This is a genomic window from Bosea sp. PAMC 26642 (assembly GCF_001562255.1).
Classification (GTDB): domain Bacteria; phylum Pseudomonadota; class Alphaproteobacteria; order Rhizobiales; family Beijerinckiaceae; genus Allobosea.
Genome location: NZ_CP014301.1, coordinates 4,300,379 through 4,322,832 on the forward strand (window position 1 = coordinate 4,300,379; position 22,454 = coordinate 4,322,832).

Annotated in this window: 17 protein-coding genes; 2 read left to right on the forward strand and 15 right to left on the reverse strand. The window is 67.6% G+C overall.

The window, feature by feature from the left end:
* The first annotated feature begins 58 nt into the window (after positions 1-58).
* The gene (locus AXW83_RS20670; RefSeq protein ID WP_066616660.1) at positions 59-1,255 is read left to right on the forward strand and encodes a multidrug effflux MFS transporter; all 1,197 of its coding nucleotides are present in this window, start codon (positions 59-61) and stop codon (positions 1,253-1,255) included.
* A 10-nt stretch (positions 1,256-1,265) separates the two neighbouring features.
* Here AXW83_RS20670 and AXW83_RS20675 read toward each other — a convergent pair whose 3' ends face one another.
* On the reverse strand, positions 1,266-3,410 hold the full coding sequence (locus tag AXW83_RS20675; protein ID WP_066616662.1) for a transglycosylase domain-containing protein: 2,145 nt from the start codon (positions 3,408-3,410) through the stop codon (positions 1,266-1,268).
* 275 nt (positions 3,411-3,685) lie between these two features.
* Here AXW83_RS20675 and AXW83_RS20680 point away from each other — a divergent pair, with 275 nt between their 5' ends.
* Positions 3,686-4,081 (forward strand): DoxX family protein, encoded by a 396-nt coding sequence (locus tag AXW83_RS20680; RefSeq protein ID WP_066616664.1) that lies wholly within the window; start codon positions 3,686-3,688, stop codon positions 4,079-4,081.
* 78 nt (positions 4,082-4,159) lie between these two features.
* Here the strand turns inward: AXW83_RS20680 and trxA are convergent, their stop codons facing one another.
* The 14 genes from trxA to AXW83_RS20750 form a co-directional block, all read right to left on the reverse strand.
* Positions 4,160-4,480 (reverse strand): thioredoxin, encoded by a 321-nt coding sequence (gene trxA / locus AXW83_RS20685; protein WP_066616666.1) that lies wholly within the window; start codon positions 4,478-4,480, stop codon positions 4,160-4,162.
* Positions 4,481-4,594: 114 nt separating this feature from the next.
* Positions 4,595-5,254, reverse strand: a complete 660-nt coding sequence (locus AXW83_RS20690) for a DUF1345 domain-containing protein (protein ID WP_066616668.1) — start codon at positions 5,252-5,254, stop codon at positions 4,595-4,597.
* Positions 5,251-8,769 (reverse strand): double-strand break repair helicase AddA, encoded by a 3,519-nt coding sequence (gene addA / locus AXW83_RS20695; protein ID WP_066616670.1) that lies wholly within the window; start codon positions 8,767-8,769, stop codon positions 5,251-5,253. Before addA ends, AXW83_RS20690 begins: the two co-directional genes overlap by 4 nt.
* Complete coding sequence (gene addB / locus AXW83_RS20700) at positions 8,766-11,858, reverse strand: double-strand break repair protein AddB (RefSeq protein WP_066616678.1); 3,093 nt, start codon at positions 11,856-11,858, stop codon at positions 8,766-8,768. The genes addA and addB overlap by 4 nt, the downstream gene beginning before the upstream one ends.
* Positions 11,851-12,558 carry a nucleotidyltransferase family protein gene (locus AXW83_RS20705; RefSeq protein WP_066620964.1) on the reverse strand — a complete coding sequence of 236 codons (708 nt, stop codon included), beginning with the start codon at positions 12,556-12,558 and terminating at the stop codon, positions 11,851-11,853. Before AXW83_RS20705 ends, addB begins: the two co-directional genes overlap by 8 nt.
* Positions 12,559-12,805: 247 nt before the next feature.
* Positions 12,806-14,350, reverse strand: a complete 1,545-nt coding sequence (tsaE, locus tag AXW83_RS20710; protein WP_066616680.1) for a tRNA (adenosine(37)-N6)-threonylcarbamoyltransferase complex ATPase subunit type 1 TsaE — start codon at positions 14,348-14,350, stop codon at positions 12,806-12,808.
* A complete protein-coding gene (locus AXW83_RS20715) occupies positions 14,347-16,773 on the reverse strand; it encodes a sensor histidine kinase (protein WP_066616683.1) in 2,427 nt (808 codons plus the stop codon). The genes tsaE and AXW83_RS20715 overlap by 4 nt, the downstream gene beginning before the upstream one ends.
* A 412-nt stretch (positions 16,774-17,185) precedes the next feature.
* Positions 17,186-18,586, reverse strand: coding sequence for an adenosylhomocysteinase (ahcY, locus tag AXW83_RS20720; protein ID WP_066616687.1), 1,401 nt, complete (start codon positions 18,584-18,586; stop codon positions 17,186-17,188).
* Between the two features lie 164 nt (positions 18,587-18,750).
* Positions 18,751-18,948 (reverse strand): DUF2283 domain-containing protein, encoded by a 198-nt coding sequence (locus AXW83_RS20725; protein ID WP_066616688.1) that lies wholly within the window; start codon positions 18,946-18,948, stop codon positions 18,751-18,753.
* A complete protein-coding gene (locus AXW83_RS20730; RefSeq protein ID WP_066616690.1) occupies positions 18,945-19,202 on the reverse strand; it encodes a DUF4258 domain-containing protein in 258 nt (85 codons plus the stop codon). The genes AXW83_RS20725 and AXW83_RS20730 overlap by 4 nt, the downstream gene beginning before the upstream one ends.
* Before the next feature lie 116 nt (positions 19,203-19,318).
* A complete protein-coding gene (locus tag AXW83_RS20735) occupies positions 19,319-19,651 on the reverse strand; it encodes an HPr family phosphocarrier protein (RefSeq protein WP_082767290.1) in 333 nt (110 codons plus the stop codon).
* 11 nt (positions 19,652-19,662) lie between these two features.
* On the reverse strand, positions 19,663-20,064 hold the full coding sequence (locus AXW83_RS20740; protein WP_066616692.1) for a PTS sugar transporter subunit IIA: 402 nt from the start codon (positions 20,062-20,064) through the stop codon (positions 19,663-19,665).
* Between the two features lie 109 nt (positions 20,065-20,173).
* Positions 20,174-20,635: an HPr kinase/phosphorylase gene (locus AXW83_RS20745; protein WP_066616696.1), complete on the reverse strand. Its 462-nt coding sequence runs from the start codon at positions 20,633-20,635 to the stop codon at positions 20,174-20,176.
* A gap of 7 nt (positions 20,636-20,642) precedes the next feature.
* Positions 20,643-22,442: a sensor histidine kinase gene (locus tag AXW83_RS20750; protein WP_066616698.1), complete on the reverse strand. Its 1,800-nt coding sequence runs from the start codon at positions 22,440-22,442 to the stop codon at positions 20,643-20,645.
* Positions 22,443-22,454: the final 12 nt, after the last annotated feature.

A 22,454-nucleotide genomic window follows, 5' to 3' on the forward strand; every position in this document is an offset into this window, starting at 1 on the left:
TCGACACCGATCGAGCCCGGGCCTAGACAACCTCCCCCGCCTTCAGAGCTTCGTCTCCATGAAACTCCGTCCCGATACGCTGGCGATGACCGCCGTCCTCGCCATGCTGACGGCGCTCGGGCCGCTCTCGACCGATTTCTACCTGCCATCTCTGCCCGAGATCGTCCGGGTCATGAACACGGATGTCTCAGGAGCGCAGGCGACGCTGTCCTTCTTCCTGTTCGGCTTCGCCGCGGGCCAGATCGTCTGGGGGCCGATCTCGGACCGGGTCGGCCGTCGGCCGGTGCTGCTGATCGGGCTTTGCCTCTTCCTCGTGGCGACACTTGCCTGCGCGCTCGCGCCCTCGATCGGCGCGCTGACGGCGGCGCGCGCGCTGCAGGCCTTTGGTGCGTCGGGCCCCATCGTGCTCGGTCGGGCCATGGTGCGCGACCTCTATGAGGGCCCTCGCGCCGGGCGCGAGCTGGCGCGGATGGGCATGATCATGGGACTGGTTCCCGCAGTGGCGCCGGTGATCGGCGGGGTCCTGCAGAACGCCTATGGCTGGCGTTCGACTTTCATAGCGACGCTTCTCTTCTCGCTGATCCTGATAGCGGTCATCGCCACGATCATGCCCGAGACTTTACGCACCCGCTCGCCGCAGCCGCTCTCCTTCCTCTCGATCTTCCGCGGCTTCGGCGTCCTGCTGCAGAATCGCGCCTTTCGCGTCTATGTCGCTTTGACGGGCATAGCCTACGCCGGATTGTTTGCGTTCATCTCGGGCTCGTCCTTCGTGCTGGTCGGCCTCTACGGACTGTCGCCCGTGAGCTATGGCCTCTCCTTCGCCTTCGGCGTGCTCGGCTTCATCCTGGGGACGATCATTGCCCAGCGCCTCGTCGGACGTCGCGGCATGGACGGCGTAATCGGCCTCGGCGTCGCCTGCCTTGCCGGCGGCGGCCTGTCGATGCTGGCTTGCATCGCCACCGGCTTCGGCGGTGCGCTCGGCGTCACCTTGCCCTGGGCGCTTTATGCCTGCGGCATCGGCCTGACGATGCCGCAGGCGCAGGCCTCGGCGATGATGCCATTTCCCGACCGGGCGGGCGCCGCGTCCTCGTTCAATGGCCTGTGCCAGATGCTACTCTCGGCCTGCGTCGGGCTGCTGGTCGGTGCCTTGCTCGGCACATCGGCGCTGCCGATGCCGCTGGTGATGTCGGCGCTGGGCATCTCCGCCTTCGCGATCTTCCATGCCAGCGCGGGAATCCGGGCCGTGAAGACCTGAGTCGCGCGGGCTATCCGCCGAACAGCCGCTGCAGCAGGTTCTTCTCCTGCGGCGCGGGCGGGATCCAGGCGCGGTCGCTCTCGGCCGTCTGGGTATTGGCCGGCGGCCTGACGCCGGCGACCGGTGCGCCCGAATCGAAGATCGATTTCGGTCCGCTGCGCCACAGGCCGCCGGGCAGCGGCGCCGGCTGCATGCCGGCATGGGCGGCCTTCATGTAGCGGCCCCAGATCTCGGCCGGCAGGCCGCTGCCAAAGACGCGCTTCATCGCGCTGTTGTCGTCGTTGCCGATCCAGACAGCGGTGACCAGCCGGGCCGTGAAGCCGACGAACCAGGCATCGCGGAAATCCTGGGTAGTGCCCGATTTGCCGCCAACCTCCCAGCCGGTGAGATTGACCTTGGACCCGGTCCCGCTGAGCATCGTCTCGTGGAACATCGTGTTGATCATCGCCAGGGTCTGCGGCTGCACGACGGCGCCGAAGCCGTTGCCCTTGCGCGCATAGATCACCTTCCCGTTGAGCGATTTCACCTCGCGGATGACATAGGGCAGGACACCCTGACCGCCATTGGCGAAGGTGGCATAGGCGGTCGTCAGCTCGACCGGCGTCACCTCGGATGTACCCAGCGCCAGCGACGGGTTGGCCTGCAGCGCAGATGAGATGCCGAGCCGCTGGGCGGTGCGTACGACCTCGCGCGGCGTCACTTCCTGGTTCAGCTTGACCGCGATCGTGTTCAGCGAATGGGCGAAGGCGGTCTGCAGCGTCACAGGGCCGCGATAGGTCCGGGTGTTGTTCTCCGGCTGCCAACCCTTGATCGAGACCGGCGAATCGTCGCGGATCGTATCGGGTGTCAGGCCCTGCTCGAGCGCGGTCAGATAGACGAAAGGCTTGAAGGCGGAGCCCGGTTGGCGCTTGGCGGCGGCCGCGCGATTGAACTGGCTCCGGGTGTAATCGCGCCCGCCGATCAGTGCTCTCAGTGCGCCGTCTGGCGCCATCGAGACGACCGCGCCCTGGCTCGCGCCGAGCTTGGCGCCCTGGGCGTTCAGAGCTTCCACAAGATAGGTTTCGGCGGATGACTGCAGTTTGGTGTCGATCGTCGTCAGCACCGTGACGTCGCCTTCGATCGCGCCGATGAAATCGTCGAGCACGTCCATGACATAGTCGGCTGCATAGTTGACGGAACCGGCGCCGATGCGCTCGGCCGCTTCGGCGGGGGCGACCAACGCCGTTTTGGCGGCTGCCTGCGAGATCAGGCCCTGATCGGCCATCGCCGCGATGACGAGCTGGGCGCGCTTCTCGGCGGCCTCGGGATTGCGGTTGGGCGCGAGCCGCGAGGGCGCCTGCACGAGCCCCGCCAGCATCGCGGCTTCCGCGATCGTCACCGAACGGGCGGACTTGTTGAAATAGCGCTGCGCGGCGGCCTCGACGCCATAGGCGCCTGAGCCGAAATAGACCCGGTTGAGGTAGAGTTCGAGGATCTGGTTCTTGGAATAGGTCCGCTCCAGCCAGAGCGCCAGGATCGCCTCCTGGATCTTGCGCGCCGCCGTCCGCTCCTGCGTCAGGAACAGGTTCTTGGCGAGCTGCTGGGTCAGCGTCGAGCCACCCTGAATGCCGCCGCGTCCGCGCAGATTTGTCGCGGCCGCTCGGGCGAGACCGATCGGATCGATGCCGAAATGGTCGTAGAAGCGCCGGTCCTCGATCGCGACGAACGCCTTCGGCAGATAGGGCGGCACCTCGCCGATCGTGATCGTGCGCCCGCCGGTCTCGCCGCGATTGGCCAGAAGCGAGCCGTCGGCCGCCAGAATCGCGATGTTGGGCGGGCGTTTGGGCACCGTCAGCTGGTTGATCGGCGGCAATTGCGCTGCGTGATAGGCGATCAGCCCGCCGAGCCCGATGGCGCACCACAGGCCGAGCACGAAGGTCCAGTAGACCAGGTGGCCGAGGACGGAGCGGCCCTTGCGCCCGCGTCGCCCCCCGCCACCGCCGCGCCGCTTCTCGCGACGGGGTTCGCCACGGCTCTCGGAACGCGCCGGCTGTCGCTGGCCACGGGCAGGCCGGTCGTCGTCGGACAGGCGCATGTCGAAATCGTCGCGGCTATCGCCGCGGCCGCTTCCGAAGGACGGCTCGCGCCGCTCGCCGCGTCTGGTCCGGTCGTTCATGGCGTCCTGTTCAAGCCGTTTGCCGCGATGTCGCGGTAAAACCCGCATCGACGTCAGACAGGAGTGAAACATGGCGCTTTTAAGGGGCGGTTAAGCGATCCGCGGTCCCCCGACATTGTCGGCGGCGACGGATCGACACTGTTGCAGCCGCGCTTCACAAATCGGCGATCCGGCCACGAGATGTTGCGTCATAAGCGATTAGCAGCAAAAAGGCTGAGTGGGCTTGTTAAGCCATGACTAATTGCAGCCGCTTTACCGAGAAAGAGCTCCTTTCCATGAACGCTTTCAATTCTTTGGGCCGTTACGCTCCCCAGATGCTCGCGATCCTGCGCATCGTCACGGCCCTGATCTTCATTGCCCATGGCACGCAGAAGCTGTTCGGCTTCCCCGCTCCTCCCGCCAGCGGTCTGCCGGCCGCCTTCACGCTGTTCTGGTTCGGCGCGATCCTGGAGACCTTCGGCGGCCTCCTGATCCTGATCGGCTTGGGAACGCGTCCCGTCGCTTTCATCCTCGCCGGCGAGATGGCCTATGCCTACTGGATGTTCCATGCGCCCCGCAGCATCTATCCGCTGCTGAACGGCGGCGATGCGGCCATACTCTACTGCTTCATCTTCCTCTATCTGATGGTCGCCGGCGCCGGCGCCTGGAGCGTCGATTCGCGCAAAGACTGAGACGCCTGACGCCCGCGTTATAAAGAAAAGCCCGCCGTCCGGATGGACAGGCGGGCTTTTCGTGATCGGAGAGTCAGTTCACACGGCTCCGGCGATCCAGCGCGAAAGATCGCTCTTGGGCGCTGCGCCGACCTTCTGCGAAGCCAGCTTTCCGTCCTTGAACAGCATCAGGGTCGGGATCGAGCGAATGCCAAACTGGGCCGGAATCGCCTGGTTCTCATCGACATTCATCTTCACGATCTTGACCTTGCCGTCCATCTCGCCTGCGATCTCCTCGAGCGCCGGGCCGATCATACGGCAGGGACCGCACCACTCCGCCCAGAAATCCACCACGACCGGCTCGGCGGACTTTAGGACGTCGGCCTCGAAGCTCGCATCGGTCACTTTGATCGTCGCCATGGCCCAGTCGCCTTTCGTAGTGTTGGCAGCCTCGCTGCGTTGGGGCTGAAGCTATGAACGCGCATGGTCGGGGTCAAGGCGCGCGCGCCGCAGGGCGGAGCCGTGTCGGGAGCGTCACGAACCGCCAGAGACGAGGCTTGCACCGACATTGATCCCCAGCGCCAGAATGCTGGTGTTGAAGATGAAGGCGAGAACGGAGTGGATCAAGACGAGCCCGCGCGCGGCACGGCCCGTTACCGCCACGTCCGAGGTCTGCGAGGTGCAGCCGATCGTGTAGGCGAAATAGAGGAAATCGACATAGTCCGGATCGCGCTTGCCGGGAAAATCCAGGCAGGGTTCCTTGGCGTCCTTGTCGTAATAGGCTCCTGCATAGTGGAGCGTGAAGAAGGCGTGCAGCAGCGTCCAGGAGCACAGGATTGTGAAGCCGCCGAGCGCGAGATGCAGGCCGCGCTCGGCGGCCGGCACGCTGCCGAGTTCGGTGAACTGGACGCCGATGGCAGCGATGCTCGCGCTGGCGACGAGACAGGCGATCACCAGGATCGCCGCGGCGCCTTCATCCTGGCGCTCGGCCCGCGCTCGGATCTGGTCGACGGTCTCCCACAGCATCGTCGAAGCGAGGAGCCCGAGATAGAGGACCGCGCCCGCATCCCAGGCGATCAGAAGCCGCGTCGTCCAGCGCCAGTCGTGCGGTAGCAGCAGAGCGAGCACGACGATCGCGCCCAGCGCGATCAGCAGGCGCGGGCGAACCAGCAGCGAGCGGGGGAGAAGCCTCATGAGCCCGGTGTAGGCAGGTCGCGCGGACTTGGGAAGGGCGCCGGATCACCGTCATCAGCCAGGTTGGCCAGAACGGCATCGAGCAGGTGGAGTTCAGGCTCGAGCGAGGTGAGTGTCGCCGTGTAGACCAGCAGGGCGCGGACTGTCCGACCGGGATAGATCGCCTGGACCAGCGCCCGATAGACCGCAAGCTGCGCCAGTGTCCGCGGCGCAATGGCATCGGCCGTCGCGGGCGGTCGCGCGGCGGTCTTGAAATCGGCGATCAGCACGCAATCTCCGGTCACCGCGAGCCGGTCGATCTGCCCTGAGACCGCCCTAACCTCGTTCTTTCGCAGCGTGACCGAGCCGGCGATCGGCACCTCGGCAAGCGAACCCTGCCCGAACAAGGCCGCCAGAGCCGGCTCCGCCAGCAGCGCCAGCGCATCCCGCACCAGCATGGCGCGCCGTTCGGACGGCACGCCGGCTCCGCGTGCGGCGACAAGCGCCTCCGCGGTCGCCCGGCGGCGCTCCGGCGGCACGTCCGGCAGGATCTGGAGCAGCAGATGCGCGAGCCGGCCGGCGGCTGCAGCTTCGGCGACGAAGGGACCGTCGCCCTGCCGGTCCGCAGCATCGGCGGCCGAGAGCGCATTGGACGGCTTCAGCGGCGGCGCGACCTCGTATTCGCCGGGCGCGGCGCGGCGCAGCCAGGCCGGCGTCGCGACCGTCGGCAGAGCCTGTGCGGCGTCTCGTGCTTCCGCCGCCATCGGCGTCGATGTCATGAAACGCCGGATCCTGCCATGCCCGTCCGGCGCGGGCACCTCGCGCAGGCCCTGATCGGAGCCCGCCAACCCGGTTTCGACCATGCTGTGCCAGGAGCCTTCGGGCGCCTCGCCCTTGGGCTGCGCTCCACAAACGATCAGCCGGTCCTCGGCCCTCGTCATCGCGACATAGAGCAGGCGATGGTGCTCCTCGATCGACTGGTCGATGAGGGCGGCCTTCGCAGCCCGCGTCGCGTCGCAATCCTCGCTGCTCGCGGGCGGCCAGATCGGCACCAGCGGACGGCCCGTCGCCGCCACTGCCATGATCTTGGGTAGGCGCTTGGCATCGGGCTGCCTGGCGAGGTCGGCGAGGATCACCATCCTGGCCTCGAGCCCCTTGGCGCCGTGAACGGTCATGACGCGGACCTCGCCGGCGCTGGTCGAGAGATCGCGCTTCACTTCGGCTGCGGTGACCGCGACATGCTGCAGGAAACCTGCGAGCGAGGGACCATAGCGGCGCTCATGGTCGAGCGCGGCGGTCAAAAAAGCGTCGAGCGCGTCGCCGGCTTCGGCACCGAGTCGCGCCAGCGCGAGGTTGCGTCCGCCGCCCGGTCCGAGCAGCCCGGCGAAGAAGCGGAACGGTCCGCAGCGTTCCGCTTCCCGCGCCAGCGCTACGAGCTTGTCTTCGACCGCGGCATAGCGCGGCTCGCTCGCCGCCGCGTCGCGCAGCGCCTGCCGCAGCGAGCCGGTCCGCTCGGGCGCCAGCCGCAGCAGATCGTCGTCGTCGAGCCCGATCAGCGGCGTCTTCAGCGCGGTCGCGAGCGTGAGATCGTCGTCGGGCAGCAGCAGCGTTTGCCCCAGCACGAGCAGATCCTCGACCGCCGGATGGTCGGCAAGCGTCAGCCGGTCGCGGCCCGTGACGGGCACGTTGACGTCCTTCAGCGCCCGGACGATCGCCTCGAACAGCGGCCCGCGCGTGCGCAGCAGGATCATCACGTCGCCGGGCTCAAAGGGGCGGCCGAGGTCGTCATGGTGCTCGCGCGTCCAGCGTCCGAGCGCGGCAGCGATCCGGCTGGCGAGCTTGGCCGTACCGCTCCTGCGCTCGACGGCGTCGACCGGCGTCGTCCAGGCATCGGGCGGCTCGCCCTCGTCGTCCAGCGCGAGCGGCCAGAGATCGACGCAGCCCGGATCATTCTGCCGGACCGTATCGTGCAGTTCCGGCCGTCCGGCACCGTCGAAGACGAGGCCGCGCGCATGCTCCGGCAGAGCGAAGACGGCATCGACCGCCTGCATGATATCAGGCGCTGAGCGGAAGGAGGTATTGAGGCTCACCGTCTCGAAATGCTGCCCGGCCTCGGCGATTTGTTGGCCGAGCCGCCTGCGCTCTTCGCCGAAGGCCTTCGGCATCGCGCCCTGGAAGCCGTAGATCGACTGCTTCTCGTCGCCGACGACGAAGACGGTGCGGGGCCTCGGATCGCCTTCGCGCGTACCGGCGCCGCTGCTGAATTCGTCGGCGAGCGTGCCCAGGATCGCCCATTGCGCCTCGCTGGTATCCTGCGCCTCGTCGAGCAGGATGTGCTCTATTCCCGCATCGAGCTTATAGAGCACCCAGGCCGCCTCGACCCGGGTCAGCAGCGAGCGCGTCTTGGCGATCAGGTCGTTGAAATCGAGCAGCGAGCGCTCGCTCTTCAGGCGGCGATAGGAGGCGAGCATCCGCGTCACCAGCAGCGCCAGCGCGTGGCTGCGGTCGCGGATGGCGATGGCGTTCAGTTGATCGGCGGCTCCCAGAAGGCGCTCGGACAGGCTCTCCAGTGTGGCCAGCAGCGCCGGCTCGAACTCCGACTTGCCCTTGCCGCGGAGGTTGGCGTTGATGTTGCCGTCCCCGGTGATGAAGCCGCGCCGGCAGAGCGCCACCGGATCGCCACCATCCTCGCCAGCAAGCAGGGCCCGCAGCGTCGTGGCGAAATTCTGGCGCGTGGAGCTGCCGGCCTCAAGCCCGGCGATCAGGTCCGGCAAGCCGCTCGCGAGCGACAAATCGAGCCGGAAGCGGCCCTGCACCTCGTCGGCCTGCAGGTCCGGCGGGATGCCGAGGAAGGCCGAGATCCCCGCCAGCATCTCCCCGGCATCGCGCGCACGCCCGTCGGCATCGCTGAACAGCGCGCGCTGGTGCAGCGCCTCCCTGATCATCGTTTCGAACGTGTCCTGCGCCGCCTGCCGGGCAAGCAGATCGAGCGCGCCCGCCTCCGCGCTGTCGGGGTGGGCCGCGACGAAAGCCAGCAATTCGCGCCGCGCATCGCGCAGCATCTCCGCCTGATCGAGGTCGTCGGCGACCTCGAAGCGCGGCGGCACATTCGCCTCGAAGGGCGCAGCCTGCAGCACCCGCGTGCAGAAGGCGTGGATCGTCTCGATCTTGAGGCCTCCCGGCGTCTCCAGCGCCTGCGCGAAGAGGCGCCGTGCCGCCGCGCGCTGCTCGGCGGGGGGCGCGCGACCGGTCAGCGCCGTCAGCCTCGCGATCAGGTCGGCCTCGGGCAGGGTCGACCATTCGGCCAGCGCCTTGAAGACGCGGTTGGCCATGTTGGCGGCTGCCGCCTTGGTATAGGTGATGCAGAGCAGGCGGCCGGGCGCCACGCCGTCGAGCAGAAGCCGCAGCACGCGGTTGACCAGAACATAGGTCTTGCCCGAGCCGGCATTGGCCGAGACCCAGGCGCTGAGGCGCGGATCGGCCGCCAGTGCCTGGCGCTGCTTCGTCTGCTCGGGGACGTTCCAGCCAGGCCTCATGCCTCGCCCTCGTCGCCAGGCCCAGCCGACCACTCCTTGACCCTGGCAAGCTGATCGTAGGGGCTGGCATATTTGATGTAGTCGGGCGCGCGGCGCGACACGAAAGCGTCGCGGCCGCTGCGCAGCGCGTCGAGATGCTCCAGCAGCCTGTCGAGATGGCGCGCCGCGACATCGGCCAGTGTCTCGCCCTCGAAGGCGAGCGGCTTGTCCCTGGCCCAGCCCTTCGGATCGTGATGAAGCTTGAGATAAAGCACATCCGCGACCGGCGTCGGGCCGATCAGGTCGCGAAAACCGGCGCGGGCCGCAAGCTCGGCCTCCAGCGTCAGCTGCGGGGCAAAGCCCTTCTCGACCTGTGCCTTGCTCGGCGGCGCGCCGGTCTTGAAGTCGATGATCCGCAAGCTCGGCAGGCGCGTCACCTCGATCCGGTCGGCCCGGCCGCTCAGGCGGAAGATCGCACCGTCGGCGAGCGGAAAGGTCGCCGAAGTGCCGCGCTCGACACCGACCAAAGCAAGATCGCCGCGCCGTCTTTCTTCCCAGGCGATGAAATGGCCCGCTGTCAGCAGGAAGCGCGGCCACCAGAAGGCCCGCACCTCCGGAGTTTCGTCAAACGTCCGGAACAGGCGCTCGCCGATGGCGATCAGCTGCCCGAGCGCATCGGCAGGCAATTGCTGCGGATAGGTCTCGGCGAATTGTCCAACGATGTCGTGCAGCAGTGAACCCCGATCGGCGGCGGTGGGGTCCTCGACCAGCGCGTCCAGCGCATCGAGTTTCAGGATCTTGCGCGCATGGATCTGATAGGGGTCGCGATAGAGTGTCTCGACATCGGTGACGCTGAGCGAGAGCGGCTGCAACCGACGATCCGGACGCGGTGCAGGCCGTGCGATCGGCCTGACATCGGCAGCGGCGCTCAGCGTGGCGCCGTAGGCCAGGAGTTCCGCGCCGCGTGCAAGCGCGTCGGTCCAGATCGGTGCCGGCGTCACGGCGTTCAGCCGCTGCCAGAAACGCGAGGCGATGGTCTCGGCCTCGCCGGCCTTGCGCGCGCGCGTCAGCGTCACCCTGCGCGCCATCAGCGCCTGTCCGAAATCATGCGCCGTCTGGCCGATGCGGCGCTCGGGCGCCGACAGGCCCAGTTCGGCCCGCATCGGCCGGTTGAGGAAGGAATCGGTCTTGGTCTCCGGCGGCCAGACGGTCTCGTTCAATCCGCCGAGCACGATATGGTCGGCCTCCAGCAGTCGCGCTTCGAGCAGCCCCCAGATTTTCACGCGCGGATGGCCGGCGCCCGCGCGCCTGACGACGCGCTCAGTCAGAAGGCCTTCGAGGATCGCGACATGGTCCTTGGCCCGGCCGCCTTCCGGCATATCGGCTTGTGCGCCGACAAGATCGTCGAAGAGCTTTGACAGCGCCTCGCCATCCGGACCGGCGAAAGCGAGTGCCCGCCCCTCCGGCGTCACACTGAAGGCGGCGACGGCGGCGCGGGCCGCTTTTGCCACGTCGGCGAGGGTCGGCTCGGGCGCATGCAGCGCCGCGATCAGCGGGCCGGCCGCCTCGTCGAGCCTGTCGAGCAGCAGGGATGCTGCGGCCTCGTCCTGCCCGGTCAGCCGCCGGCGTGGCGCGGGGACATGCCGCTCGTCCTCCCTCGCGCGCAGAGCCGGGAGCCCGGCGCGCAAGCCTGCCAGTCCCTTGGCGACGGCCTTGCCGCGCCATGAGCCGATTTCCAGCGCCGCCGCCCCGCGCCGCACCGCCTCGGGCGCGAGGCCCAACCGGCAGAGCGGATGCGCCAGCAGCGGCACGAGGCTCGCCGGGCTTGCCTGCGCCAGCGCCATCTCCAGGATCGCGCCCATCAGCGCGCCGGCCGGCCAGCGCGCCAGCTGCAGGCCGGCGGAATCGTCGACCTCGACGCCCCAGCGCTTCAACTCGACGCCGACGCGTTCGGCAAGCCCGCGATCGGGCGTGATCAGCGCCGCCTGGGCGCCGGGGATTTCGAGCGTCTCGCGCAGGGCGATAGCCACCGCCAGCGCCTCCTCTCGCTCGTTGCCCGCCTCGACGATGCGAAGATCGGCAAAACCGGCCCGCGCATCTCCGTCGTGTTCCACACCGGCCCATGTCTCGGTCACCGAGGCGGGCAACATCGCTTTGCGCAGCAGTGTCGTCCGCGCGGCGCGTTGCGCATCGGGCTCGGCAAGAGCGACGACGTCCGTGCGCGTCGCCTTCAGTGTGCCGAGCAGATGATGCAGCGCCGCCTGCGGATGGGAATGCGCCGGCTCGGCAGCAACGGCGTTCCAGGCGGCTTCCGGCAGATCGAGATCCAGATCGGGCAGCACCACCGCGCCGTTGGGCAAGCGCGCGATCGTGGCGAGAAGCTGCGCCGTAGCCGGGACCGTGCCGGTCGTTCCTGCCGCGATGATCGGTCCCTTCGCGCCGCCGGCTTCCAGCCTCTGCCGCTCGGCTGCGAGCATCAGGTTGCGAAAGCCGGCCGGGTCGCAGGCGCCGCGTTCCTTGAGGATGTCGGGCCAGGCCTTTCCCAGAATGGCGAGGAAATCGGCGTTGAGCTGCCAGATCCGGTCGAAGCGCGCGGCGTCGAGCGTCGCGAGTTTCTCGACCGGGACACCCTCGGTCTGCAACTGGTCGAGCAGCGTCGCGAGATCGCCGGCGAGCCCATAGGCCTCCGCCAGCGTGCCGGGCACGAGCGACGGCTCGGACGGGTCGAGCTTGAGATGGCTGCGGTTGGCGCTGCGGCCCCAGGCCTCGACAAGCCGCGTCAGTACCATGCGCCGGACCAGCGGATCGATCGGCGCGAGACGTTCGCCGCTCCAGGCCCCTGCCCCGATCAGGGCGGTCTCGGCCTCGTCGACATCGCCGAGCGGCACGATCCGCGGCAGCAGCAGCGCGCGTCCGCCGAGCTTGTCCGAGAGGCAGGCCGCGAAGGCACGTGCCGCCCGCCGTGTCGGCAGATAAAGCGTGGTGCGCGCCATCGCGGCGGGGTCGGCCGGGTCGTGGATAGGGCCGAAGCGACCCTCGACCATCGCCTGCGCCAGCACGTCGAGGAAGGGCGCGCCGGCGGGGATGGTGAAGAGGTTGAGTTCAGTCATCGCAGCCCTGCGCCGCCGCGAAGGCCGCCTCGGCCGGCGCGATCGCCTCAGGCGTGCCGACATGCAGCCAGCGGCCGCGCAGGACAAGTCCGTACAGGCTGCCCGCTGCGATGGCACGGTCGAACAGCAGATTGAGCGAGAACGGCCCCTCGGGCGTTCCCGCGAACAGGTCGGGCTTCATGACGGCGACGCCGGCATAGACGTAAGGTGCGCTGGCGGCCGTACCGCGCCGTGTCAGCAGCCCGTCCTCGCCCAGAAAGAAATCGCCCTTGCCGTCGAAGCCGACACTGCCCTCGCGCTCGGCGAGCAGCAGCAGCATGTCCATACGTGCAGGGTTCCAGGCAGCGACCATCGCGTTCAAATTGGAGAAGCTGCTCTCGGCCCAGAGCGAATCCGAATTGATGTGGAAAAACGGCTCCTGGCCGAGCAGAGGCAGCGCCTTCCTGACGCCGCCGCCGGTCTCCAGCAGGAGCGTCCGCTCGTCGGAGATCGTGACGCGCGGCGCAGTGCGATCGGCGACATGTGCCTCGATCTGTGAAGCCAGGTGGTGGACGTTGACGACCGCCTCCTCGACGCCTGCTTCGGCGAGCCGGTCGAGCGCATGGTCGAGCATCGCCTTGTCGCCGATGCGGACGAGGGGTTTGGGCAAAGTGTCGGTGATCGGCCGCATCCGCTGGCCCAGGCCCGCCGCCAGCACCATGGCCCGGCGGATCGGCGTCGAGGCGGCTGGCGTCACGCGAATCTCCTGTCGTTGGGCGCTACGCTATCAGCATCACGGTCCATCGACATACAAGCCCTCGGAGCCAAACGCGCCGTCATCCCGGACGTAGCGAAGCGGAGATCCGGGATCCATCGTAAGGCGACACGGTGCCCTATGATGGATCCCGGTCGGCGCCGCTACGCGGCTTGTCCGGGATGACGCGGAGGGTATGACAGGCCGAGAAGCCTCACTCCCCCGCAAAAAGCTTCGGCAGATGCGTCTCGTACCAGCCCCGGAGTTCGGCCAGTGCCGGATGGCCGAGATTACGGCGCAGATAGGCTTCGATGCGCGGCAGATGGGCGAGATAGGCCGGCTTGCCGTCGCGCTTGTCGAGACGCGCAAAGATACCGGCGATCTTGGTGTTACGTTGCGCGCCGAGGATCGCATAGGCGCGGGCGAAAGCCGACAGGTCGAAGCTAGGGTCGTCATTGCGTCTGGCCGCGCCATAGCCGGCGAGTAGCCTCAGTTCGAGTGCGGCGGGCACATCGACGCGCGCATCCTGGCCGAGCGAGACGAGATCATAGGCCGGGTGGCCGAGCACGGCGTCCTGGAAATCGATCAGGCCGACCTTCGCGTGACGCTCGCGCTGAGGCAGCCAGATCAGGTTCGGCGAATGAAAATCGCGCAGCGTCCAGGTCGTGGGACCGTCGAGGATCTCGTCGAACAGCTTGTACCAGATCCGGGTGAACTCGGCCTGGGTCACGGCCGGTAGTGTGACGCCCGCGACATGTGGCGCGTACCATTCCAGCAGCAGTTCGGTTTCGATCGCGAGCGCACCACGGTCGTATTCGGGCACGACATGGTCGCGCGCCTCGGCGACGGGCAGGATCGTCGGCAGCGTATGACGGTGCAGATCGGCGAGCAGCCGGGCGGCGGCCTCGTATCGCTCGGGGATCGGAACCCCTGCGTCGAGCACGCCCTCATGGCCGAGATCCTCGATCAGAAGCAGCCCGGTCGACAGGTCCTGCGCATAGATCGCCGGCACCGAATAGCCGAGCGAGGCGAGGCCCTTGTCCATGGCGACGAAGGCATCGACCGTCTCGGCAAGATGAGCGATGGCGCTGTAGGGCTTCCCAAGCCTGATCGCCGGTCCGTCGGGCCGCGGCGGCGAGACCATCAGAACGGCCATCGTACCATCTTCGCGGGTCACGCGTTCATAGGCGCGGCTGGACGCATCGCCCTGCATGAAATTGCGCTGTGCCTCGCCCCAGCCGGCACTATCGAGCAGCCTGCGTGTCGCGACGGCGATGGCGAGGCGCTGGCGCCAGAGCACGCCGCCCGAGAGCAGGGCGATGCGGCCCGTTTCGGGATTGTCGGGGTCGATGTCGAGCACGATGTCGAGGCGCCGGCCCGCCGGCAGGCGCGTGCCGGCGCGGTCGGGCCATTCGACCAGTGTGATCAGGCGGTCGAGCTCCTCGATCAGACCGATATCGTCGAGCTCGCCGGCCGAGCGGACGCGGTAGAGATCGGCATGCAGCACGGCCCCGCGCGGCGTGTCGTAGCTCTGGACCAGCGTGAAGGTCGGGCTCGGCGCCTCGAGATCGGGATCGCCGGCCATTTCGCGCAGGATCGCCCGCGCCAGCGCGGATTTGCCCGCCCCCAGATGCCCGGACAATGCGACGATATCGCCGGGTTTGAGGATCGCCGCGAGATCGCGCGCGAGCGTGGCGGTTGCGGCCTCGTCCTGCAGGACGAGCCGGTGCGAGCCCGCCCTCGCGGCATCTTCGCTCATTCGGCCGCGTCCGACATCGTCAGGCCTTCGGAGGGGATCACCGCCGTGACGCGGGTGCCGCGCCCGGGCGCGGAATCGAGCTCGACGCGGCCGCCATGCAGTTCGACGATCGAACGCACGATCGAAAGGCCGAGCCCGACACCCCGATGCTTGGAGCCCAGCGAATGGCTCTCGAATCGGTCGAAGACCTTGTCCCGGACTTCGGCTGGGATACCGACGCCTTGATCGGCCACGGTGATGTGGACATGGCCTGCGCTGCGATGGGCGCTGACTGTGATCGTCTGGCCGGGCGACGAGAAGCCGATGGCGTTCGAGATCAGGTTGAACAGCACCTGGCGCAGGCGCTTACCGTCGGCGCGCAGCGGACCGGTCTGCGGCGCGATATCGACCTTCAGCGTCAGCCGGCTGTCGGTCAGGCGATCGTGGAGACCCGCCGCCGCTTGCGCGATCGTCTCGGCGACATCGACCTCGGCGAGATCGAGCGTCAGCGCACCGTTGTCGATCGTGGCGAGGTCGAGGATGTCGTTGATAATGGCGAGCAGGGCGCCCGAGGAGCGCACGATATGCGAGGCGTAATCGCGCTGCTTCTCGTTCAGCGCCCCGATCGTCTCGGTCCCGAGCAGCTGGGCAAAACCGATGATGTTGGTCAGCGGCGAGCGCAGCTCGTAGGAGACGTGGTGGACGAAGTCCTCGCGCAGCCGCGAGATCGTCTCCAGCGCCTCGTTCTTCTCTGTCAGCGCGCGCTCGACGTTCACCGACGCGGTGACGTCGGCGAAGGAGATCAGCGTGGCGCCATCGGGCAGCGGCGCCGCCGCGCAATCGAGGACAGTGCCGTCACGGCGTTCCATCCGGCAGCCATAGTCCTCGCGCGCATCGCGCACGCCGGTGACGACGCTGTGCAGCTCGCTCCAGACCTCGTCCTGCGGGTAGAGCGGCTTGCAGAGCTTCACCACCTCGTCGATATGAGGCGCGGCCGCGGCGAGATCGGCCTGGATCCGCCAGGCAAGGGCAAAGGCCGGGTTGGAGAGCTTCAGCCGGCCGTCGGAACCGAACACGACGACGCCCTCACGCAGCGAATCAAGCGTCTCGCGCTGGGTCCGCGACAGCGAATTGAAACGCGATTCCAGCGTGAAGCGCTCGGTCACGTCGTCGAAGAGATAGGTCACGCCGCCCTGGGGATTGGGGCTCGCGACGACATGGATGGTGCGGCCATCGGGCAGATACCACCAGTCCTCATTGGCGCGCGGGCTGGTATAGGCGGCCTGCACCCCCGTCTTCCAGCTGCGATAGTCACCGAGTTCGGGCAAGCGGCGCTCGGCCCGCAGCCGGTCGAGTATCTCGCTGTCGGACGGGCCGCCCTGCAGGAAAGCGGCGTCGAGCGACCAGAGCGTCTCGTAGCCGGAATTGGCGTAGACCAGACGCTGCGAGGCATCGAACACCGCGACCGCCGTCTTGAGCCGGTCGAGCGTGCGCACATGCGCGTCCATTTGGCGCTGCAGATCGGCCCGCACGGCCTCCAACTCGCTCATATCGGTCGCGATGCCGGCGGAGCCGGTCGGCGTGGGCATCTCGATGATGTCGAGCGTACGGCGCTGGCCGGCGACCACGACGGGCGCGCGCGCCGAAAACATGCGGCCCTCCCGCCTTGCCCTGGCGGCCTCGTCGCGCTCGCTGCGATCAAGCAGTTCGAGTCCCTTTCGCGCGGCCTCCGCCCCGTCGGGCGCCTCGACGGCGCGGGCATAGGCGGCGTTCGACCAGGTCATGCGGCCATCGGGACCGCGCAGCCAGGCCGGCTGGGGCAGGCCCGCGAGTAGGGTCGTCAGCGCCGTATGCTCGGCGGTGAGCTGTTCCAGCTGCGTCTGCAGCGCCATCAGCCGGGCGCGTTCGCCAGTGACCTCGCGGAAGCGGATCACGGCACGGCCGGCGACCGGACGGCCTTCGACATCGATGAAAGGGCCGGTCTTGCTGCGCAAGGTGAATCCGAAGGCCTCACCGCGGTCCTTCAGCGCATCCGTTGCCAGCTCGAGCCTCTTCGCCCCGGCCGGTGGCGCCCAGGCGCCATAAGCCAGCGCCAGGGTCGCGCCGGGCGCCCCCAGGAAGCCGCTGTCGCCCTCGAAGACCGGCACCGCATCGCGGCCGTTCCAGCTCACCACGACCTGCGGGTCGGCAGCCAGGAGCGCCGCAAGACGATCCTGATGGCCGCGCGTCGCTTCGAGTTCACCTGCGAGTTCGGCCTCTCGGCGCTGCCAGCGCGACCGCTCGCGGACATAGAGAATCGAGGTCGTTGCGGCGAAAGTGATGAGCCCCGCCATGATCACCGAGAGGCTGCTGGTGCTCAGCAGCTCCAGCCGGAACGGCGTCAGCGCAGCCTGCGCGAAAGCATCGGCGGGCGTTGCGCCCGCGCCGAGGGCCACCAGCAGCATGTGTGATCGTCTACCGCTTCGTCTGGTTGGCCTCGAGCGTGTCATCCTGCTTCCGTCGTTCAATCGCTGGGCTGCCGTGACGACGACCCGGAATCGCGGCTGCGCGCCGTCATCCGGACCGGACGCACGCACGCAAACACGACAACCCTATCGAGCATTCGATCCGGCGCGCTGAAAACCGCGTGTCCGAATCAGCGCCACTGTAGTCGTCGCGAGAGTCCGGCAGGAAGTGCTTAATGGACGGTGAATCCAAGGATTCTCGGGACTGTGTCGCAGGCAACGCAGTACGATCTACAAGTAGAGGGAACGCCTCCCTCGGGGTCTATTAGTGGTGTTTTGCGCGGGCTGTCGGTCACAAAAAAGGCCCGGCACGAGCGCCGGGCCTTCCCATATTGAGGGCGTGAGCCGATCGTCAGTAGCGATAAAGCTCGGGCTTGAACGGGCCGGTCGGGGCCAGGCCGAGATACTTTGCCTGCGCGTCGTTGAGCACGGTCAGCTTGGCGCCGACCTTGGCCAGATGCAGCGCCGCGACCTTCTCGTCGAGATGCTTGGGCAGGGTGTAGACCTTGTTCTCGTATTTGGCGTGGTGGTTCCAGAGTTCGACCTGGGCCAAAGTCTGGTTCGAGAACGAGCACGACATCACGAAGGACGGGTGGCCCGTGGCGTTGCCGAGGTTCACCAGGCGACCTTCCGACAGCAGGATGATGCGCTTGCCGTCGGGGAACTCGACCTCGTCGACCTGCGGCTTGACGTTGTCCCACTTGAAGTTCTTCAGGCCGGCGACCTGAATCTCCGAATCAAAATGGCCGATATTGCAGACGATAGCGCGGTGCTTCATAGCGCGCATGTGGTCGACGGTGATCACGTCGAGATTGCCGGTGGCGGTCACGAAGATGTCGGCGCGCGGGGCGGCGTCTTCCATGGTGACGACCTCGTAGCCCTCCATCGCCGCCTGCAGCGCGCAGATCGGGTCGACTTCGGTGACGAGCACGCGGCAGCCGGCCTGGCGCAGCGAAGCCGCCGAGCCCTTGCCGACGTCGCCATAGCCGGCGACGCAGGCGACCTTGCCCGACATCATGACGTCGGTGCCGCGGCGGATGGCGTCCACCAGCGACTCGCGGCAGCCATAGAGGTTGTCGAATTTCGACTTGGTGACCGAGTCGTTGACGTTGATTGCCGGGAAGGGCATGCGGCCGGCCTTGGCCAGCTCGTAGAGGCGGTGCACGCCGGTGGTGGTCTCTTCGGAGACGCCCTTGATCGCGGCGCGGGTCTTGGTGAACCAGCCCGGATTGGCCTTCAGCTCGCGCTTGATCAGCGCGAAGAAGATCGTCTCCTCGTCATTCCCTGGCTTGTCGAGGAACTCGGCCTTGCCGGCCTCGGCCTCGGCGCCGAGGATGATCAGCATGGTCAAATCGCCGCCATCGTCGAGGATCATGTTGGGCGTGCCGCCGTCGCCCCAGGTCGCGGTCTTGAGGACGTATTCCCAGTATTCTTCCAGCGTCTCGCCTTTGATGGCGAAGACCGGCACGCCGGTCGCGGCGATCGCGGCGGCGGCATGGTCCTGGGTCGAGAAGATGTTGCAGGACGACCAGCGCACATCGGCGCCGAGTTCCGTCAGCGTCTCGATCAGCACGGCGGTCTGGATGGTCATGTGCAGGCAGCCGGCGACGCGCGCGCCCTTGAGCGGGAACTTGCCCTTGTGCTCTTCGCGGATGGCCATCAGGCCCGGCATCTCGTCCTGGGCCATGTTGATTTCCTTGCGGCCGTATTCCGCGAGGCTGATGTCCTTGACGACGTAATCGGTCTTCGACACGGGGCGTGCTCCACTGCTCGTTCTTGAATGACCGGCGGGTCTTAGCAGCGTGCGCGGCGGAACGCAATCAAAGATATAAAGATGTCTTTATGTGTTGGTGTGCTAGTAAGGCCGGCGCGCGCCGTGGCACTCGGGCTTGTCCGACCGTGAAGAAAAAAGGCCGATTAGGCCGCCGTCAGCGTCCGCAAATCCGCGCCGCTCGCCAGATGCTCCGACGCATCGAGAATCTCGACAGCGACGATCCGCCCCTCCGCATCGAAATCGAAGACAATGCCCGGCCGCACCTCTTCACTTTCGCTCACCGGAGCTTCGGCGAAGCGGAGATAAAGCGCATCAGCTTCAGCATCGTAGTGCGTCTTCATCGTCTGCGGCCTCGATCGAGAAACAGCGTGATCACGCGATACGCCGTATCGGACCGAACATATACCACACGCAGCACGCGTCCGTCGCGTTCGGGAACAGCGCGAAAGGCTCGCAATCGGTCCGCGTGCTTGGGGTCCTGTTCGATTGCGTCCGGTTGCAAGATCGCTTGCTCTACCCAAGCACGCGCGATCTCCCGCTCCTGGAGCATCACCTCCGCATGGAAGGTGTAGGTGAAAGTAGCAATTGACGTCATGGCAAGCGTTCCAGGATCGAGGCCTGCCTAAAGGTTCACGCTCGATCGAGATATGCACCGCACATGGCATTCCGGCCAGTTTGCGTCCGCCACGACCCGGTCAAATGTGACAGCGCCTACTCCCCCTCGCCGAACCGATCCACCACCAGCGCCTCCAGAGCCTTCAGCGCCGCCTCCGCCTCGCGGCCTTTCGCCACGACCGTGATCGTCGAGCCGATGCCGGCGCCCAGCGTCAGGATGCCCATGATAGAGGTCGCGCCCACCGTCTCGCCGCAGCGGGTCACGGTGACGTCGGCGTCGAAGCCCGAGGCGCATTGCACGAATTTCGCGGTGGCGCGGGCGTGCAGGCCCTTCTTGTTGACGATCTGGAACTCGCCGTAAATCGCCCCGGCCGGAATCTCGACGTCGGGGCAGTTGCAATCCTCGTCGGTCTCGTCCATCGCGCCCATCGGCGTCGGCCTCATTTCCCGGCCAGGACGCGGCTGGCGACGGTGATGTATTTGCGGCCCGCATCCTGCGCGCTGGTCACGGCCTCGTCGAGGGTCTTTTCCTCGCGCACGCTGGCGAGTTTGATCAGCATCGGCAGGTTGACGCCGGCGACGACGTCGATGCGGCCGGGCTCCATCACCGAGATCGCGAGGTTAGAGGGCGTGCCGCCGAACATGTCGGTCAGCACGATCACGCCCCGGCCGGTCTCGACCGCCTCGACGGCGGCGATGATGTCGCGGCGACGCCCCTCCATGTCGTCATCGGGAGCGATGGCGATGGTGGCGAGATTGGCCTGGGGGCCGACGACATGTTCGAGCGCGGCGCGGAATTCCGTCGCCAGATGCCCATGCGTCACGAGGACGAGTCCGATCATTCACTATGGCGCCTGAGAGCGCTTGAAGGCGCCCGGACAAGGTCGCGGTTTATGCGGCAGGTGCGAGATATGCGCAAGCGGATCGATCGAAACTTGTTAAAATACGAGCTTAATCGCCGTCCAGAAACAGTCGCAAGGCAGCCAGCACCAGCCTCTCGTCGCCTGCCTGGCCAGGCACCGTCAGGCGTGGCAGGTCGATGCCGGCGAGCCGCTCGACCAGATCCTCGGGCTCCGGCATACGGGCAGGCTCTGTGCCGGCGATATCGACGATCAGCCGGACGACGACCGAGGGCAGATATGGTTCCGGTGTCAGGCCGAGTCCGCGCCGCTCGATAAGGCCTTCCAGCGGCGAGACCGGGCGGGCCAGCAGGCGGCCGCCGCAAACGGCCAGGCTAATGCGGTCGTCTCCCACGAGCCGGGCGAAACCTCCGGCCTGCTGCGCCGTTGCGATCAGCCCCAGCGCCAGCACCGACTTGCCCGCGCCCGATGCACCGCGGATCAGCACGCCAGCCTCGCCGATGGCGACGGTCGAGGCATGGATGCGGTCTGGCCCGCCGCCGCGCGCTGTCATGATGGGGTCAGGCCGCCTGTTGCACGGCCGGCAGGCGTACGACGAAGCGCGCGCCGAGCCTCGGCTTGTCGCCGTCCGGCCCGGCCGGGCCGAGCCTGTTCTCGGCATGGATCGCGCCGCGATGGGCCTCGACGATCTGCCGGGAAATCGACAGGCCCAGGCCCGAATTCTGGCCGAAACCCTCATTGGGACGGTCGGTGTAAAACCGCTCGAAGATGCGCTCCAGCGCGTGCGGCTCGATCCCTGGCCCCTCATCCTCGATGGTGATCACGACGTCGGGCCCGACGCGGGCGAGCACGACCCGCACCGGCCTGTCGGCCGGCGAGAAGGAACGCGCATTGTCGATTAGGTTGACCACGACCTGCCCCAGCCGGGAATCGTGGCCGAGCACCTGGAAGCCGGCGCGTGCCCCGGCACGCTGGCTGCGGCGCTCGGTTTCCAGTGCGATCAGGGGCTGCCCTTCGCGCCGTGTCGCGTTCTGCGCCGAAACCACGGTTTCGAGGATCTGCGCCAGGTCGATCGGCGCGGCGTCGTCGCGCGCCAGCTCCGCATCGAGGCGCGAAGCATCGGAGATGTCGGAGATGAGCCGGTCTAGCCGGCGGACATCATGCTGGATCACCTCAAGCAGGCGCCCCCGGGATTCCTCGGATTTGACGCGCGGCAGCGTTTCCACCGCGCTGCGCAGCGAGGTCAGCGGGTTCTTCAATTCATGGGCGACGTCGGCTGCAAAACTCTCGATCGCCTCGATGCGGCTGTAGAGCGCTTTCGTCATGTCGCGCAGCGAGCCCGAGAGATGGCCGATCTCGTCGTGGCGGCTGGCGAAATCGGGGATCTGCTCCCGGGATTTCAAGCCCTTGCGAACGCGCTGGGCCGCGTCGGCGAGCTTGCGGATCGGCTCGGCGATGGTGCCGGCGAGCAAGACGGAGAGCACGATCATCACGCCCGCCGCGACGGCGAAAACCTGGAAGATGGCATAGCGCTCCGAGGCGATGATGGCGTCGATGTCGCCGCCCTGCGTCGAGAGCAGCAGCGCGCCCTTCACCGTCCGGAAGCGCTGGACCGGCACGGCAACGGAGACGATGGTCTGGCCGCGCGTATTGACGCGCACGACGCTGGCCGGCGTGCCGTTCAGCGCTCGCGCCACCTCCGTATAGGCGCGGCCATTGGCGTTCTCGAAATCGTCATAGGTCGGGACGTCGGCCTTGCCGAGACGGTTGCGCAGCAGGTTCCAGGTGCGCTCCAGCAGAGGCGGCTCGTCGCGCTCGCCGACGCGCGGCAGATCGAGCCGCAGCACGTCGCCGCGCGAATAAAGATTGCGTGAATCCAGCGTCAGCAGCCCGTCCTTGTCGTAGATGCGGGCACGCGTCTTGGTCGGCGTCACCAGCCGGCGCAGCAGCGGCGCGACCTTTTCGGGATTGATCGAGAAATCGAGAGGGTCTTCGGCGATGCCGGCGCTCTCCCCGGCCTGGAGCTGCAGCAGCTTGTCGGGATCGATGGTGATCGTGTCGGTCTCGACCGTGGCCGAGGCCGAGATCGCGCCGGCGATGATTTCGCCTTGGGTGAGCAGGCTCTGGACCCGTGCTTCGATGAGGCCCTCGCGGAACTGGTTGAGGTAGAGGAAGCCCACCAGCAGTGCCACCAGGCCGCCGAGGTTGAGTACGACGATGCGGCGCGTCAGGCTGGAAGCCGCACGCGACGAGATGGCGCGCCAGGTCCGGCGGCCGAAAACGAGCACGCGCTTGCGCAGGGCCGAGGTCGCGCGCGGCTTGCGTTGGGTCGTTGGACGCTGGTCCTCGATCGTCGCCATCGCTGCGAAGTG

Coding starts and splice junctions, on each gene's coding strand:
- AXW83_RS20670 (WP_066616660.1), top strand. CDS start 59: ATGAAACTCCGTCCCGATACGCTGGCGATGACCGCCGTCCTCGCCATG.
- tsaE (WP_066616680.1), bottom strand. CDS start 14,350: ATGAGCGAAGATGCCGCGAGGGCGGGCTCGCACCGGCTCGTCCTGCAG.
- AXW83_RS20705 (WP_066620964.1), bottom strand. CDS start 12,558: ATGGTGCTGGCGGCGGGCCTGGGCCAGCGGATGCGGCCGATCACCGAC.
- AXW83_RS20680 (WP_066616664.1), top strand. CDS start 3,686: ATGAACGCTTTCAATTCTTTGGGCCGTTACGCTCCCCAGATGCTCGCG.
- AXW83_RS20715 (WP_066616683.1), bottom strand. CDS start 16,773: ATGCTGCTGGTGGCCCTCGGCGCGGGCGCAACGCCCGCCGATGCTTTC.
- AXW83_RS20740 (WP_066616692.1), bottom strand. CDS start 20,064: ATGATCGGACTCGTCCTCGTGACGCATGGGCATCTGGCGACGGAATTC.
- AXW83_RS20745 (WP_066616696.1), bottom strand. CDS start 20,635: ATGACAGCGCGCGGCGGCGGGCCAGACCGCATCCATGCCTCGACCGTC.
- addB (WP_066616678.1), bottom strand. CDS start 11,858: ATGACTGAACTCAACCTCTTCACCATCCCCGCCGGCGCGCCCTTCCTC.
- AXW83_RS20725 (WP_066616688.1), bottom strand. CDS start 18,948: ATGAAGACGCACTACGATGCTGAAGCTGATGCGCTTTATCTCCGCTTC.
- AXW83_RS20675 (WP_066616662.1), bottom strand. CDS start 3,410: ATGAACGACCGGACCAGACGCGGCGAGCGGCGCGAGCCGTCCTTCGGA.
- AXW83_RS20735 (WP_082767290.1), bottom strand. CDS start 19,651: ATGGGCGCGATGGACGAGACCGACGAGGATTGCAACTGCCCCGACGTC.
- addA (WP_066616670.1), bottom strand. CDS start 8,769: ATGAGGCCTGGCTGGAACGTCCCCGAGCAGACGAAGCAGCGCCAGGCA.
- AXW83_RS20730 (WP_066616690.1), bottom strand. CDS start 19,202: ATGACGTCAATTGCTACTTTCACCTACACCTTCCATGCGGAGGTGATG.
- AXW83_RS20690 (WP_066616668.1), bottom strand. CDS start 5,254: ATGAGGCTTCTCCCCCGCTCGCTGCTGGTTCGCCCGCGCCTGCTGATC.
- AXW83_RS20750 (WP_066616698.1), bottom strand. CDS start 22,442: ATGGCGACGATCGAGGACCAGCGTCCAACGACCCAACGCAAGCCGCGC.
- trxA (WP_066616666.1), bottom strand. CDS start 4,480: ATGGCGACGATCAAAGTGACCGATGCGAGCTTCGAGGCCGACGTCCTA.